The organism is Vibrio sp. Y42_MX_L11 (assembly GCF_024181785.1).
Taxonomy (GTDB): Bacteria; Pseudomonadota; Gammaproteobacteria; order Enterobacterales; family Vibrionaceae; genus Vibrio; species Vibrio diabolicus.
In genome coordinates, this window is the sequence record NZ_JAMZAP010000016.1 from 97440 (window position 1) to 111743 (window position 14304).

The 14304-nt window shown below is 45.1% G+C and carries 14 protein-coding genes; 8 read left to right on the forward strand and 6 right to left on the reverse strand.

The window, feature by feature from the left end:
• The first annotated feature begins 86 nt into the window (after positions 1 to 86).
• From NL643_RS16295 to NL643_RS16325, 7 genes are all read left to right on the forward strand, one after another.
• Positions 87 to 1571 carry a lipopolysaccharide assembly protein LapB gene (locus NL643_RS16295; RefSeq protein ID WP_253644822.1) on the forward strand — a complete coding sequence of 495 codons (1485 nt, stop codon included), beginning with the start codon at positions 87 to 89 and terminating at the stop codon, positions 1569 to 1571.
• A complete protein-coding gene (locus tag NL643_RS16300; protein WP_085344179.1) occupies positions 1555 to 3138 on the forward strand; it encodes a diguanylate cyclase in 1584 nt (527 codons plus the stop codon). The genes NL643_RS16295 and NL643_RS16300 overlap by 17 nt, the downstream gene beginning before the upstream one ends.
• Before the next feature lie 243 nt (positions 3139 to 3381).
• Positions 3382 to 3762, forward strand: coding sequence for a DUF3302 domain-containing protein (locus NL643_RS16305; RefSeq protein WP_005478107.1), 381 nt, complete (start codon positions 3382 to 3384; stop codon positions 3760 to 3762).
• A complete protein-coding gene (locus NL643_RS16310) occupies positions 3762 to 4892 on the forward strand; it encodes an HlyD family secretion protein (protein ID WP_253644823.1) in 1131 nt (376 codons plus the stop codon). The genes NL643_RS16305 and NL643_RS16310 overlap by 1 nt, the downstream gene beginning before the upstream one ends.
• A 337-nt stretch (positions 4893 to 5229) precedes the next feature.
• Entirely contained in the window at positions 5230 to 5778 is a 549-nt protein-coding gene (locus NL643_RS16315; protein WP_005375133.1) for an ECF-type riboflavin transporter substrate-binding protein, read from the forward strand.
• A gap of 6 nt (positions 5779 to 5784) precedes the next feature.
• Positions 5785 to 7524, forward strand: coding sequence for an ABC transporter ATP-binding protein (locus NL643_RS16320; protein WP_253644824.1), 1740 nt, complete (start codon positions 5785 to 5787; stop codon positions 7522 to 7524).
• Positions 7521 to 8360 (forward strand): energy-coupling factor transporter transmembrane protein EcfT, encoded by an 840-nt coding sequence (locus NL643_RS16325; RefSeq protein ID WP_005394899.1) that lies wholly within the window; start codon positions 7521 to 7523, stop codon positions 8358 to 8360. The genes NL643_RS16320 and NL643_RS16325 overlap by 4 nt, the downstream gene beginning before the upstream one ends.
• Positions 8361 to 8484: 124 nt before the next feature.
• Here NL643_RS16325 and NL643_RS16330 read toward each other — a convergent pair whose 3' ends face one another.
• The 4 genes from NL643_RS16330 to napG form a co-directional block, all read right to left on the reverse strand.
• Positions 8485 to 8796 carry a YrhK family protein gene (locus NL643_RS16330; protein ID WP_043884592.1) on the reverse strand — a complete coding sequence of 104 codons (312 nt, stop codon included), beginning with the start codon at positions 8794 to 8796 and terminating at the stop codon, positions 8485 to 8487.
• A gap of 171 nt (positions 8797 to 8967) precedes the next feature.
• A complete protein-coding gene (locus NL643_RS16335) occupies positions 8968 to 10149 on the reverse strand; it encodes an MFS transporter (RefSeq protein WP_005394895.1) in 1182 nt (393 codons plus the stop codon).
• 202 nt (positions 10150 to 10351) lie between these two features.
• A complete protein-coding gene (napH, locus tag NL643_RS16340) occupies positions 10352 to 11206 on the reverse strand; it encodes a quinol dehydrogenase ferredoxin subunit NapH (protein WP_253644825.1) in 855 nt (284 codons plus the stop codon).
• On the reverse strand, positions 11206 to 11976 hold the full coding sequence (gene napG, locus NL643_RS16345; protein ID WP_015313573.1) for a ferredoxin-type protein NapG: 771 nt from the start codon (positions 11974 to 11976) through the stop codon (positions 11206 to 11208). The genes napH and napG overlap by 1 nt, the downstream gene beginning before the upstream one ends.
• Positions 11977 to 12371: 395 nt before the next feature.
• On the opposite strand from napG, the gene NL643_RS16350 reads away from it, so the two are divergent.
• Positions 12372 to 12872 (forward strand): GNAT family N-acetyltransferase, encoded by a 501-nt coding sequence (locus NL643_RS16350; RefSeq protein ID WP_046875775.1) that lies wholly within the window; start codon positions 12372 to 12374, stop codon positions 12870 to 12872.
• A gap of 43 nt (positions 12873 to 12915) precedes the next feature.
• On the opposite strand, the gene NL643_RS16355 is transcribed toward NL643_RS16350, so the two are convergent.
• Positions 12916 to 13893, reverse strand: coding sequence for an ecdysteroid 22-kinase family protein (locus tag NL643_RS16355; protein WP_253644833.1), 978 nt, complete (start codon positions 13891 to 13893; stop codon positions 12916 to 12918).
• Complete coding sequence (locus tag NL643_RS16360; protein ID WP_006741945.1) at positions 13893 to 14168, reverse strand: GNAT family N-acetyltransferase; 276 nt, start codon at positions 14166 to 14168, stop codon at positions 13893 to 13895. Before NL643_RS16360 ends, NL643_RS16355 begins: the two co-directional genes overlap by 1 nt.
• Positions 14169 to 14304 lie beyond the last annotated feature (136 nt).

The window sequence follows — 14304 nt, forward strand, 5'->3', positions numbered from 1 at the left end:
TATCCGCATCGTTTTGGTAATAAAACATGCATCTAACCACGTAATATTAGGTGTGAATTCCAGTTCGATAGTCATGGATGTGAACGTTGGATAAAAACCAAATTCAGCTAGAAGATGAGCTCAAAAAGCTTAAAGGCCAAATAAAAACGGCCCCTGAACACACCTTCAGTATTGCGCAGCAATACCGTATCCGCGCGGAGCAAATTTTATTTGTGGATGGTGAAATCCGAGCATTGCTGATAATGGCGCAGTGCTGTTGGTGCCTAATGGATTACCGACAAGGCTTAAAGCTAGTCAAAGACGCCTACAGCAAGCAAACCCAACTTGAAACCGACGACCACCTGCCCGAAATTCTTCATTTATTTGCTCTCCAATATTGGGGACAAGCAAAGTATTACTCAGCCCAACAATATTGGATTAATGCACTCGAACAATCTGCCCTCGTTGATGATATTGAAATTCAAATCGAATCTCTAATTGGGCTTGGCAACGTATGGCGTATCACAAATGAGCATCAACTTGCCGCTTCCACTCATGAGTTGGCGGTTAAAGTGGCAAACAACGTCCGTATTGCTTGGTTGGAAGGCAAAGCTCGTATCCTGTTGGCTTGGGACTATTACTTACTGAATAAGTTTGTCGAAATGCTCACTGTGCTGGATGGTGCAACCGAAGTACTAAAAGATCATGATGACAGCACATGGCAAGCCGAGATCTGGGACTTTAAAGGCCTAGCGCTACTTGGGCTAGAACGCCTTGATGCCGCAGAAGAAGCCACACAAAAGGCCCATAAGCTCGCTATTGAACATGATCTCATTTGGATGAAAGCACACTCGTTTATTAGCCGCGCAAGGCTCGAACTCTTGCGCAAAAATACGGATAGTGCAGCAAAGTTATTACTCGCAGCAGAAGAGTCCGCGCTTAGTTTTGACAACGGCGAGCTACTAAGTCAGATCTGCTTTCAGCAATCTCGAGTCGCTGAAGAGCAAGGTGATTTTGAATCAGCGTTTAACGCGTTTAAAAAATACCGTAAACATGCACTTAAAATGCTCAAAGAACAGACTCATCGAGTCAGTATGGATAAAGCACGCGGCTCCAAACGCCAACTAGAGCAACGAGCGCGTAAGCTGATTAATCGTATCCGTTCCCAACATGAATATGACCCTGAAAAACAGTTTTCCAATGTTGTGTTCGAGACCTACTGGTGGGAACAGTTAGTTCTGTTTAAAACAGAGCTCAAACGCTCCAACCACGCGATCATTATGATTCAGCATGCAAACCCCGAATTTCTCGATGTTTGTACTGAGCTAGTTCATGCATTGACGACCTCAAGTGATCTCATCTCACGAATTTCCAGTGACAGACTAGCTATGTTAATTGCAGAGAAAGGTCAAGCAGCAGAAGATGTCTATCGCACGGTTCAGGCAATGTTAGACATCTATCCATGGCAACGTCGCGGGCTAAAAGGTCCCAAACCGATACTGTATTTGCAAGATATCCTGACCTTCCCATTCACTTTGGAGCAACTCGAAGAAAGCTATATTGAGGTAATGAAGCATGGAACAACTGCTTAGCAAGGTGACTGACGCAGGCATCGATCCTTCTTCCGTCTCTGGTGAAGAAGCGATTACGCTGTGGGAGCACATCGGGTTACATATTGCATCCACGAACCGAGAAAAAGCACATTGCTATATCATTAGTGCCGAGTATCGACGAGAAATTAAACAGCTCAACGACAGCATCGAAGAACTACGACAAGCCCTTGAGTTGCTCGTTTTACCCGACGATGTAGAAGATATTCTGTCTGTAAAAGCAAGCTTGAGTGATCGTTTAGTAGAAGTAGGTGACTACAACGCAGCATTAACCGAGTATGTCGCTGCAACGAATATCGCCGTCGAATATGGCTATATTGATGAGTACGTACTGGCTATTATTGGAATGGGCAATTTGTGCGATGCCTATGGGGATCACCATCGCGCCTTGCGTTATTACCAAAAAATCGATGCGATCGATCACGCCATTAGCAGTCGCTCTCTACGTCTGCGCTACAAACTTTACATGCTTGCCTGTTACATCAGTTTGAACCGTACCGCAGATGCACAAGAATTATTGAGTGAGTGTGAAGAGCTAAGTATCCTCGTCAGTGATAAAAACCTTGCTGCGCAAATTCATCTTTACCGAGCCAAACTGCATCGTTTGCAAGAGGATTACCCTAACGCATTGCTTGCTATCTCTAATGTCCAGTATACGACGGGCAGTGCTACCACGTACTGGTTATCCACGATGGTCAAAATCGAGACCGCATATTGTCTAAACGGTGTCGGACACACCTCTTTAGCCAACTTAGTGCTGGACTCTATCGGTAAACGAGTTCAGAAGCATTCGTCTCCTCTTGTCGCTCAGCATTTTTACAACGCGATGAGTCAAGTTTACGCTTCTCAAGGGTTATTTCAGAAAGCATTAAACTGTGAAAAAAAAGCGTTTCGCATTGAATCTGACCTTGTCAAACACATTCCAATTGGTGAATTGGGTTCCACTCAATTACGTCGACTTTCTCGTTTTGAGCTACAGCTCAAACTCATTTTGTCAGAACTTGAAAACAAAGAACTCAAGGAAACCACCAAACAACATAAGAATACGGTCGCCCAACTACAGCAAGATGTCTTTACTGACCCGCTAACCTCTTTGCACAACCGGCGCTGGTTAGAAGTCAAACTCAAAGACCTGCTTTTGCACGATACTGAATTTGCGTTGATGGTCATCGATATTGACCATTTTAAGTCCATCAATGATGAGCTCAGTCACCTTGTTGGAGACAAAGCGATTAAACGTGTGTCTCAAGAATTAGCAGGATACTTCAAATTTAAAGGCGCTTCTTGCGTTCGCTTTGGCGGTGAAGAGTTTCTTGTCATTCTAGAGAATAGCAATCTAGAACGGGCAGAAATGCATGCCGAGAATTACCGCGAACGCATTTATCAATATGGTTGGGACGATATTCTTGGCGAGCGGGGGTTGACCGTATCGATCGGGATTACCTTACATCGAGAAGGAGAGAATACCCAACGTACCTTCTACCGCGCCGACAAAGCCTTGTACCGCGCCAAAGCCAATGGCCGAAACCAAGTCTGTACCGAACTTTAAACCATGCCCCAATCTTCACTTGGGGCATAACCGTGGCTTTGATTCTCTATTCCTTCCTTTATTACTACTTAGTTTGAATATAGTCGCCTTCACTTCTTATTGTCCCCGAATAGCAATCGATACGGATATCGCATAAACATAATTCAAGTACAAAATAACTTGATTGAACGATAGTTAAGACAAATACTTAAACTGTTAATTTACGTAAGATTTTCCATTAGGTAACAAGCACAGGCAGGTAAGATGTTTCTAGACTATTTTGCACTTGGGTTACTCATCTTCGTTGCTTTGGTGATCTTCTATGGGATTATCGTTATTCACGATATTCCGTATGAAATTGCTAAAGAACGCGAACACCCTCATCAAGACGCAATTCATTACGCGGGCTGGGTTAGCCTTTTCACTTTACATGCACTGTGGCCATTTTTATGGATATGGGCAACATTGTGGCGCAAGGAGCGAGGCTGGGGCTTCAAACAACTTGAGCAAGAAACACACGACATTCATCACCGTCTTGAAGAACTCATCGACGAAGTCAACGAACTCAAAAACGAAGTATCGATGTTGAAACAACAAAAGATTCAGCAAAAGCCTTTGACTGAACAAAGTAAAGAGGACGAATAATGGATTTATTGCTGATTCTGACTTACGCAGCTCTTTGTATCGCCATTTTTAAAATCTTCAATATTCCTCTAAACAAATGGACGGTCCCGACAGCTGTACTTGGTGGCGTAGTGTTGGTGGGCACACTTGTGCTACTTATGAACTACAACCACCCATTTACTCAGTTAGGTAACCAAGTGTTCCCAACTACGCCTATCGTCTCTGGTGTACGTGGCCGCGTTGTGGAAGTGCCAGTTCAAGCGAACCAACCGCTCAAAACCGGCGATATTCTTTTCAAAATCGACCCTGTGCCTTTTGAAGCGGAAGTCGCTCGCCTTGAAGCGAAAGTCAAAGAAGCAAGCCAAGGCGCGTTGGGTTTAGAGTCTGATCTAAGAGAAGAAGAAGCTGCGGTTTTAAAAGCACAAGCAGATAGAGATAAAGCGCAAAGAGAGTTTAGCCGATATCAAAGAGGCTTTGATCGCGGCGCGTTTACTGAACAAGATTTAGATACTCGACGCCAAGCGTATAAAGCGGCAGAAGCCATGTTAGACGTTGCGATTTTGCAACAAGAACAAGCGCAAATCGCTCTGGACTCTGAAATTGGTGGTGAAAACACTCAAGTCGCGCAACTTCTCGCAGAGCTGCGTAAAGCAGAGTTTAACCTAGAACAAACTATCGTTCGTGCGCCAACCGATGGTTACGTTACGCAATTGGCTTTGCGTCCTGGTGTGATGGCTGTGCCGTTACCGCTTGCTCCTGCAATGACCTTCGTGCATACCGAAGACATTACGTACACCGCTGCGTTCAGACAAAACTCGCTACAACGTTTGAAGGCAGGCTTTGAAGCGGAGTTTATGTTCCGTGCGATACCGGGCAAGGTATTCCGTGGCGAAGTCATCGACGTGATTCCAGCCATTGGTGAAAGCCAAATTCAAGCCAGAGGTGCTTTGCTTGGTACCGATGCCCTGCGCACAAGCGGACGTGTATTTGCGAAGCTGAAAATCACGGACGATTTGAGCGAATACCACCTACCAATGGGTACCGCGGTTGAAGTCGCCGTTTACTCAGACAGCTTTACTCACGTGTCAGTGATGCGCAAAGTGCTGATTCGCATGAAGAGCTGGCAGAACTATTTGTACCTAGACCATTAATGAACAGCTAGCTCATTCATTTATCGATGAAAATAGTATCAGAAAGTGTAATCGGGGGCTGACAATCAGCCTCCGATTTCATTCTAGCCATCCAGACAGATAGCATTCCCACTTTTATCAATATTCTGTATAATGCGCGCCTTATTTTTAATGCTTGCTAAAAAACAAAGCCAGTCAAAGGGATACGTGAATCAAATCACACATTTCCTGAAGAAAAATAGAGCAAACAATAAGCAGCTTGGTTGTTTTGGATATATGTTACACAATCAAATAACCAATGCTTTCCAACAATATAAATGAACGTTCTTTAAAATCGACCATTGAACTGAGGTTATCTATGAATCTTTCTGCTAAAACCGTTGTGGTTATTGCAATTGGTGCTGCTCTTTACGGCATCGGTGGCTTACCTATGTTTGGCATCCCTGTGTTTGCAAACACAACGCTAAAACCAGCCATGGCAGTATTAGCATTGTTCTCAGTACTATTTGGCCCACTTGTTGGCTTTTTGGTTGGTTTTATTGGCCACTGGGTCACTGACCTATTCGCAGGTTGGGGCGTATGGCTCACTTGGGTACTTGGTTCAGGTATTGTTGGTTTGATTATCGGTCTATTCCCTTCTCTAACGCGCTACCGTTTAGAGAAAGGCGATTTCAATATGAAAGACTTCGCGTTATTCGTAGTACTTGCGCTATTAGGCAACGTATTTGGTTACGGTTGCTCTGCATTCCTCGACACGATTTTATACGCAGAACCGTTCACTAAAGTGTTTACCCAGCTTTCAATTATCGCGATCGGTAACACCATTCTTATTGCTATTGTTGGCTTCTTCATTCTTAAGTCTGTCGCTAAACGTAACAAGCAAAGCCGTAACTTAACAGAGGCTTAATGTCGAATGACAATCGAATTTTCTAACTTCTCTTTTAGATATGAGTCGCTGGACAAACCGACGCTAAAAAATATCAATCTAAGGATAGAGAAAGGAGAGAAAATCGTCATTATCGGTCCAAGTGGTAGTGGTAAATCTACCCTTGGGCAATGTCTTAACGGACTGATCCCACACGCAATCAAAGGGGAAACCAGTGGAACATTGACCATCAATGGTCAAGACACCGCCCCTTTCGACATGCACCAATACACTGAGCAAGTTGGCACCGTACTGCAAGATACGGACAGCCAATTCGTCGGTTTGAGCATTGGCGAAGACATCGCATTTGCGCTGGAAAACCAGCTAACTTCTAACATCGACATGTACCCATTGGTCAAAGCCACGGCCAAAATGGTCGACTTGGAACAGATGTTAGATCGCTCTCCCCACGATTTATCTGGCGGCCAGAAACAACGTGTTTCTTTGGCGGGCATTCTCGTCGATGACGTCGATATCCTTTTGTTTGATGAACCACTAGCTGCGCTTGACCCTAAAACGGGTAAAAAAACCATCGAGATCATCGATGATCTACACCGCGAAACAGGCAAAACCATCGTAATCATTGAGCATCGTCTTGAGGACGTTCTGCATCGCTCAGTTGACCGTATTATCTTGATGGAAAGCGGCGAAATCATTGCCGATACAACGCCAGATGAAATTTTAGCATCGCCTCTGCTAGAAGATTACGGCATCCGCGAACCACTTTATATTTCGGCTCTGAAAGAAGCAGGCTGCGCGATTGAGGGCGATGCAAAACCTTCTAGCTTAACTACCTTACCGTTGGAGCAATATAAACCAGCAGTACAAGCATGGTTTGATGGTTCAACAGCACAACCACCTAAAACGCCAGCCGAGACTTTGCTTGAAGTCCGTGGCCTCACCTATTCTTACGACGGTGAGAAAAACGCGTTAGAAGACGTGAGTTTTGACATCAAGCGTGGCGAGTTTGTCTCTGTACTTGGCAAAAATGGCTCGGGTAAATCGACCATCACCAAACTGATTATGGGCGTTATTGAAGCGGATAGCGGCTCAATGAGCATGAATGGTCAAGATCTTAACGAACTGACCATCTTCGAGCGCAGCCAGAAAGTGGGCGTGGTGATGCAAAACCCGAATCACATGATTTCCCATCACATGATTTTCGACGAAGTGGCCTTCGGTCTCCGTAATCGTGGCATTGAAGAGAAACAGATCGAAGCTAAAGTACTTGAAGTCCTTGAGCTGTGCGGTTTGAGCAAATACCGTCACTGGCCAATCGAAGCATTGAGCTACGGCCAGAAAAAGCGCGTAACCATTGCGTCAATTTTGGTCTTGGAACCAGAGCTTCTGATCCTTGATGAACCGACGGCAGGTCAGGACTACCGGAACTACACGTCTATGCTGAGTTTCATCGAAAAGCTCAATCGCGAGTTGGGCGTAACCGTGATGATCATCTCCCACGACATGCATTTAGTGCTGGAATACACCACGCGCTCTATCGTGATTGCAGACAGTAAATTAGTCGCGGATGCACCAATGACGCAGGTATTCAGCAGTTCAGAGCTACTAGACCAAGCAAACCTCACCACAACAAGTCTGTTTGAGTTGGCTACGAAAGTTGGCATCGAAGACACCAATGGCTTTATGCAGCATTTTATCAATGTAGAAAAAGCGCACCGCCAACAAAAAAGCAGCGAAGTAAACCAACCAGAGAAAGCGGTGGCATGAAAGACAATAAGATGAAGTTTGGTATCAACTACATCGATACCCAATCGCCACTTCATAAGTTGAATGGCATTACTAAGTTCTTGCTTTTCATTGCTTGGGTAACGGTGGTGTTGACCACGTTTGACTTGCGAATCATTGCACTGTTGATCGTGCTTGGTTTGGGCTTATTGAAAATGACCAAAGTGCCATTTCATGTCTACAAACCACTTTTACTCGGTACAGGCACGGTATTGCTGATCAATGCCCTGTTTATGTTCGCGTTGGCACCGCAACAAGGTACTGAGTTCATGGGCTCATCAACGGTTTTACTCTCATTACCCGGTAACTACTCGCTCACTCAAGAGACGTTGTTTTATCTAGTAACAGTGACGTTGAAATACTTCAGCATGTTCCCAATCGCGTTAGTGTTTGTATTTACCACTCACCCGACGGAGTTTTCAGCCAGCTTGAACCGCTTGGGTGTGCCTTACAAAATAGCCTATGCCGTAAGCTTAACGCTGCGCTACTTGCCGGAAGTGAAAAAGGACTTTGTTAACATCATGCACGCGCAACAAGCACGCGGAGTAGAACTGAGTAAGAAGGCTCCGTTGTTCACTCGTATGAAGAACGTGGCAAAGATTCTTGGCCCTCTGATTTTCTCTAGTTTGGACAGAGCAGACCAAATCTCAAACGCGATGACGCTACGTGGTTTTGGCCGTCACTCATCTCGCACCTGGTACAGCCTAAAACCCCTGACCAAAGCCGATATGATCTGCATGGCGGGGATTGCAGTGATAGTGATTGCTGCGATCAGCAAGCGTGTTATGGACACACAACTGTTCTGGTATCCGTTTTAAATTCTAAAGCTTCAAGCTGAACATAACGTGGTTAGTGTTGTGACCACGTTATGTTTCCCTCTTTCTCCTCGATAACCCGCTCATTAGCCTCTTGCTTGCAGGTGCTCAAAATAGGCGTGTAATCTCAGCGGCTCGTTGATGTGCCAGAAAGTTGCTTATTTAAGCGACCAACATGAACTAAACTCATCAGTTTTATCAGGGGCTTAATGATCAACTGTGCGCTGCCTACGATGAACAGCCAAGTCCCGCTTTCAATCAACGAATCATTCAAAAAGAAAAAACTACCAATTAAAAACCAAATAGCTATGAGCAGATCGTTGGCAGCACCTAACGCCTCATAGCGACGTTGAATAACGACGTGACGGTTTCCTAGATCTAAATCCAACTCCCTGCCATGTACCTGCACTGTAAAACCCTCCTTAGTGTTTCGACTCATGTTGTATCCGAGTAATTTCAACATACTTAGGTATAAAACCCTAACGGACCCAATAGATATGTACAACCATAGAGGAAACAACATGAAGATAAAGAAAGGGGTGCCTAAGCACCCAAGTCAATAAAGCTATTAACAGTAATTAACTTCTATTACTAGATAGTAAGTACCAACTTAGCTCCACTTTAATAAGCGGGTCTCATTGCCCTCTTCTGGCTTCGCTGGAATATTGAGTGACAGCAGTAAGCTCACAGCCGCCATACCTGCACCGATGTAAAATACGCTAGCAGGAGAAACCAGCCAAATCACACCAAACGTAACGGGTATCACAACCGCCGCAATATGGTTAATAGTAAACGCAACCCCAGCGGTCGACGCCATATCGGCAGGATCGGCAATTTTTTGGAAGTAGGTTTTGATAGCAAGCGCTAGCGCGAAGAACAAATGGTCGACAACGTACAATGCAGCAGCCCACTCTGCGGTTTGCACCAAACCATAACCGACGAATACGAAGATCAAACCGACGTACTCAAACATCAGCGCTTTACGCTCACCAACAACGCCGATGAAGCGGCCGATTCGCTTCGCAAACAAGAAGTTAAAGACATAGTTGATCAAAAACAGCAAGGTAATGTCTGCGGCAGAGTAGCCAAACTTCTCTACCATCAAGAAGCCAGCAAAAACAGTGAAAATCTGACGACGAGCACCACTCATAAACGTGAGCGCGTAGTACAACCAGTAACGTTTACGCAGAATGAGTTTCTTGTTTTGAGGCACTTTTGTTTTAAATTGAGGGAAAGCAAATGCCATCACCAAAATAAGCACAAAACCTAAACCACCTGCCATTAGATAGACCGTTTTAAAATCAAGTTTGAGCTGTTCGAGCGAAACCCAAATGGCGCCGTAGGTAAATAGAGAAGCCAAAGCCCCAACAGAAATAAATTTACCCAGCATTTCCGGGGCTTCTTCTTTCGATAGCCATTGTAAAGACAAAGACTGCTTTAGTGTTTCAAAGTAATGAAAGCCGGTAGACATCAATAAGGTTGTAAAAAGTAGACCGTACAAAGTGGGAAAATAACCTGTTAATGCCGTACCAAGCGTAAGCATCGCCAAAGAGACGAGCATAAAGCGTTGTTCACGGATAAAAAGTAAAACGAATACCGCAGTGAAAGCTAGAAAGCCAGGTACTTCCCTAACACTTTGAAGTAAACCGATATCAGCGCCATCAAAGTTCGCTTTCTCGATAACAAAGTTGTTCAACAACGCCATCCAAGTAGAAAAAGCAATGGGCACGATAATGGAAATTAACAGGAGGAAATTTTGCGGCGTTCTCCAGCCTTGCGATGAGGTAGTCATGATGTTTCCTTTAAATATGAAGGCATCATCATAGCTTCAAATGTAACAAATTCGCAATATCATTATTATTTTCAACCCAAACCAAGCAGATATTGCATAGGGATATTGTTATGAAGATAAACATCGCACTCAATTCCTCGGCTAAGCGCGATGTTGTAATATCGAGAGAAATAGGTAAAACGCCAGTGATGAGGCTCGTAACTTAATCGATATTCTTTACTGTTAGACGATTCTTAAATTCAAACACATGTTCTGGACACACATCCAAACAGCGGCCACAACTAATGCAGTTTTGATCCATAACTCGACGATCTCCCTCTTTCAATGGTTGTCGAAGCACCTCAGGTTCTGGGCAGACGTAAAAGCAATCCATGCATTTGGTGCAATCTTCGCGGCGTACAGCGGTAACGCGCAACAAGCTTTTTCGGCCTATCACGCCATAGGTAGCCCCCAGTGGACATAAGTGCCCACACCACCCATGCTCAACCAAAAGTAAATCCAGTACGAACACCAGGGCGATCAACACCCAACCTGCGCCCATACCAAACACCAATCCGCGATGCAGTGCCGCCACTGGATCTAACCATGTCCAAAGAATCGCGCCAGACAGAGCACTACCCAACATCAAAACAGGGATCAGCCAATAACGAATAGTAGGAGACCAACGATAGCTCGCTTTAATGTTGAGCTTTCTGCGCAGCCAAGCCGCCAAGTCCGTCACGATGTTCAACGGGCACACCCACGCACAAAATGCGCGCGGTGCTAAAATCGCGTAGAACACCACGACAATCACTACGCCTAACAGCGCATTAAACTCCGGAACATGCCCTGTCGCCAAAGCTTGAAGCAAAATTAACGGGTCACTTAACGGCACTGTGTCGAGCAACATACTTGATGACAGATTACCGGTTAGAATTCCCAGCGTCGGCCCAGCCATAAACAGCGCAATGATGGTGAGCTGGCATAGTCTGCGTAAAATCAAAAACCGATGTGCGCGCCACCAGCCAAGCTTTTCAACCGCTTCTTTTCCAGCATTTTGAGCTAAGTTCTTTGCCATTACTTACCTCCTTTTAGCGATTCAAGCGCACCTTCCGGTACAGGCGTCTCACTAGGGAGGATATTTTCGAGTGGTTTGTCGATCTCTTTCCAACCAAAATTGTAGTGACTGCCCACTTTGCCTTTCGCCAAATCCGTCGGGACGACCTTAATAGCAGCGACATCCAACACGCACGCTTGTTCGCACTTGCCACATCCGGTACACACTTCGGAATTCACTGTTGGGATAAGTTTGGCGTGATAACCGGTTCGGTCGTTGTGAACCATCTCTAATGTGATGGCTTCATCAATCAGCGGACAAACGCGATAACAAACGTCGCATCGTAGCCCTTGCCAGTTTAGGCAAGTTTCATGGTCAATAAGAACCGCTGTCCCCATGCGAGCGTCATCAATATCGGTTAGCTTCGGATCCAGCGCCCCACTCGGACAAGCGACCACACAAGGGATGTCTTCACACATTTCGCAGGGAATATCGCGCGCAGTAAAGTAAGGTGAACCAGTGGCTACAGGAGAAAGTAATGTCGCGAGTTTCAATGTGTCGTAAGGGCATGCTTGAACACACAAGCCACATCGAATACAGGCTGATTCGAAATCGCCTTCTGGCAAAGCACCGGGTGGGCGAATAGGCACACCTTTAGTTTCTCGAGCTTGGCTTTGCAGCGATTGTAAGCCCAACACACACGCCGCTGCGCCAACGCCTGCCGCAGTTCGGACAGTATCACGCAAAAATCGACGCCGACTTTGCGATGTTTTAGACTGAGAGGATTTCATGCTATTTCCTCAACGAAACTCCTTTATCAAGTTAAGCATAAATAGCGCTAAACGTACCTCTTCCCCATACCTCATAAGGGGTAACTCCACCCTCAATTGATTCAAGTCAACTGATGTACAGTGCCGTCGTCACAGTTTGAATAATTCCATTTATTTCCTCCAACATGAAATTCACCACGATACTCTGCCGTGCACGCCATTTTCAGTACAATAATTCAACACCTTTGCAATCTATTCGCTAAATTCAAAGATAAATGACTACTAAAATTTAGAAAAACATCGCTATAACAACCTAATTTAAAAGGTGTTTATCTCTCAAACCTCAAAAAATACTATCCAAAATAAGGAACTGTGGTTAGATTGAAAATTAATACTAAAAAGCGAAGGAGAGAAGCATGGAAATTATCGTACGTCCAACAACCGTTGAAGACGCAGCGGCACTCGTAGAAATCTATTCACAACCAAAAGCACAACGTGAAACCCTGCAACTCCCAAAACCTTCGCTCGCAATGTGGGTAGAACGATTGTCAAATATGCCCGCTGGTGTTTACAGCTACGTCGCTGAAATCGATGGTAAAGTAGTGGGTAACATTGGCTTTCATCACTCGCAGCGTCCAAGAACGGCGCACACGGCCGCGTTTGGTATTGGCGTTCACGACCAGTTTCACGGCCTAGGCGTGGGAAGTAAGTTAATTGAAACCATCATCGAGTTGGCGGATAACTGGTTGAATGTAAGACGCATCCAGTTAGAAGTGAATGCCGACAACGAGGCCGCGATTGGCCTGTACAAAAAGCATGGTTTTGAAATTGAAGGAGAGGCGATTGATGGCTCCTTCCGAGATGGCGAGTTCATCAATACCTATTACATGGCACGTATCAGGCCAAGTAAAAAATAAATCAAAGCCTCCTAATTGGAGGCTTTTCTTCTTAAACTTCTACTCACTTTCGTAAGTGAGTCAGCGCTCTGCTAGTCAATGCTTCTGTGTAAGGATTGATCTTCCAGTGATCGGGGCTCCAACCTTTCACAAATCGTTGAAAGTCAGCCCACGCAACCGCAAACAAAGGACGCCATTCGCGCTCGACTTCATTGGGGTCAAGATTCGGCTGATAAACCATTAACGCCTGTTGCAACTGAGCAAAATACGTGTCCAAGCCCCAAACTTCCATCTCTGCACAACGTTCTGGCTTGACGGCACTGCTCATGAACAGTGCTACGTCTTTCATCGCACAGCCATGTCCGATGTATTGAAAGTCGACCGCAGCAACGCTTGATTCTTCTCGATCAAAACAGAAGTTCGCCAATTTGGCATCACCGTGTACAAGCGTCTTGAACTTGGCTTGCGAAAGCGTTTGATCAATTAATTGAGCGGCATCTTTTAGCTCGGTGTCTTGCAGCACCTCAAGCTCATCGGGTCTGGTTGCCAAGTGCCAATACGTGCCGCTATGCCACAGCTTATCCGAGCGAACACCGATGTAGCGCGCATGAAAGTTCGCCAACCAAGCAAGGCAGGCTCGTAGATGCTCTAGCTTTGCATCGGTGATGACTTTTGGAAAGCCCGCCTCGGCGAGATCTTCCATCACGATGAGCCATTCATTCTCCGATTGGAACGTTTTTAGACCTTGTGGTACTCGGCAGCGAGTGCTCACCTCTCTGGAAAAATGCGTATACCAATTCACTTCCACCTGATAAGAGTGCAGCTTTCTTTGGTGAGAGCGGTCCGTATTCCAACCTCTTGGGTGCTCTGAAGGCTTAGGGAGTTTTACATGCTTAATGATCACCGAACAAGTTGAATAATTAACTCGGACTAACTCACCATAGCCTCCCCATAGCGATTGTATGACTTCTACCGATTGATAATTCCCAAGCTTTAGCTCCTGGCCAATGCTTTGGTAACGTTGGTGGTTGTCGTTCATCATCATGCAAGCAGATGTGACCACGCTTGGTTTTTCTCCATATAATGAATGACATATGGACAGACTGGTTTGATTTGGTAACCGAGTGCCTCAATTTCTGGCAATACCGCTTCCATCATCACTTTTCCGTACCCTTTACCTCGTAATGCTTCAGGAACTACGGTTGATGTGATGTGCATGACATTATTCTCAAGCTGATAAACCACCTTGGCTTTATAACCTTGTTCTAAATCAACCCAAAATGTGTTGTTTTCAACTTCATGAGTTACTTTATGCATATCTTGCTCTCTAATTTTTGTTACGGATTGATTGAATCAAACTATATCACTGAATAGAATCAACACCATGCGGAAGTGCTCTGTCACTTCACGCCCTTACCTTCTCAAATCAGGTACGACAATAATAATGAGAAAT

What these genes read in the sequence shown, in the direction of transcription:
- NL643_RS16300 (WP_085344179.1), top strand. Translation starts at nt 1,555, where the DNA reads ATGGAACAACTGCTTAGCAAGGTGACTGACGCAGGCATCGATCCTTCT.
- NL643_RS16305 (WP_005478107.1), top strand. Translation starts at nt 3,382, where the DNA reads ATGTTTCTAGACTATTTTGCACTTGGGTTACTCATCTTCGTTGCTTTG.
- NL643_RS16310 (WP_253644823.1), top strand. Translation starts at nt 3,762, where the DNA reads ATGGATTTATTGCTGATTCTGACTTACGCAGCTCTTTGTATCGCCATT.
- NL643_RS16315 (WP_005375133.1), top strand. Translation starts at nt 5,230, where the DNA reads ATGAATCTTTCTGCTAAAACCGTTGTGGTTATTGCAATTGGTGCTGCT.
- NL643_RS16320 (WP_253644824.1), top strand. Translation starts at nt 5,785, where the DNA reads ATGACAATCGAATTTTCTAACTTCTCTTTTAGATATGAGTCGCTGGAC.
- NL643_RS16325 (WP_005394899.1), top strand. Translation starts at nt 7,521, where the DNA reads ATGAAAGACAATAAGATGAAGTTTGGTATCAACTACATCGATACCCAA.
- NL643_RS16330 (WP_043884592.1), bottom strand. Translation starts at nt 8,796, where the DNA reads ATGAGTCGAAACACTAAGGAGGGTTTTACAGTGCAGGTACATGGCAGG.
- NL643_RS16335 (WP_005394895.1), bottom strand. Translation starts at nt 10,149, where the DNA reads ATGACTACCTCATCGCAAGGCTGGAGAACGCCGCAAAATTTCCTCCTG.
- napH (WP_253644825.1), bottom strand. Translation starts at nt 11,206, where the DNA reads ATGGCAAAGAACTTAGCTCAAAATGCTGGAAAAGAAGCGGTTGAAAAG.
- napG (WP_015313573.1), bottom strand. Translation starts at nt 11,976, where the DNA reads ATGAAATCCTCTCAGTCTAAAACATCGCAAAGTCGGCGTCGATTTTTG.
- NL643_RS16350 (WP_046875775.1), top strand. Translation starts at nt 12,372, where the DNA reads ATGGAAATTATCGTACGTCCAACAACCGTTGAAGACGCAGCGGCACTC.
- NL643_RS16355 (WP_253644833.1), bottom strand. Translation starts at nt 13,893, where the DNA reads ATGATGAACGACAACCACCAACGTTACCAAAGCATTGGCCAGGAGCTA.
- NL643_RS16360 (WP_006741945.1), bottom strand. Translation starts at nt 14,168, where the DNA reads ATGCATAAAGTAACTCATGAAGTTGAAAACAACACATTTTGGGTTGAT.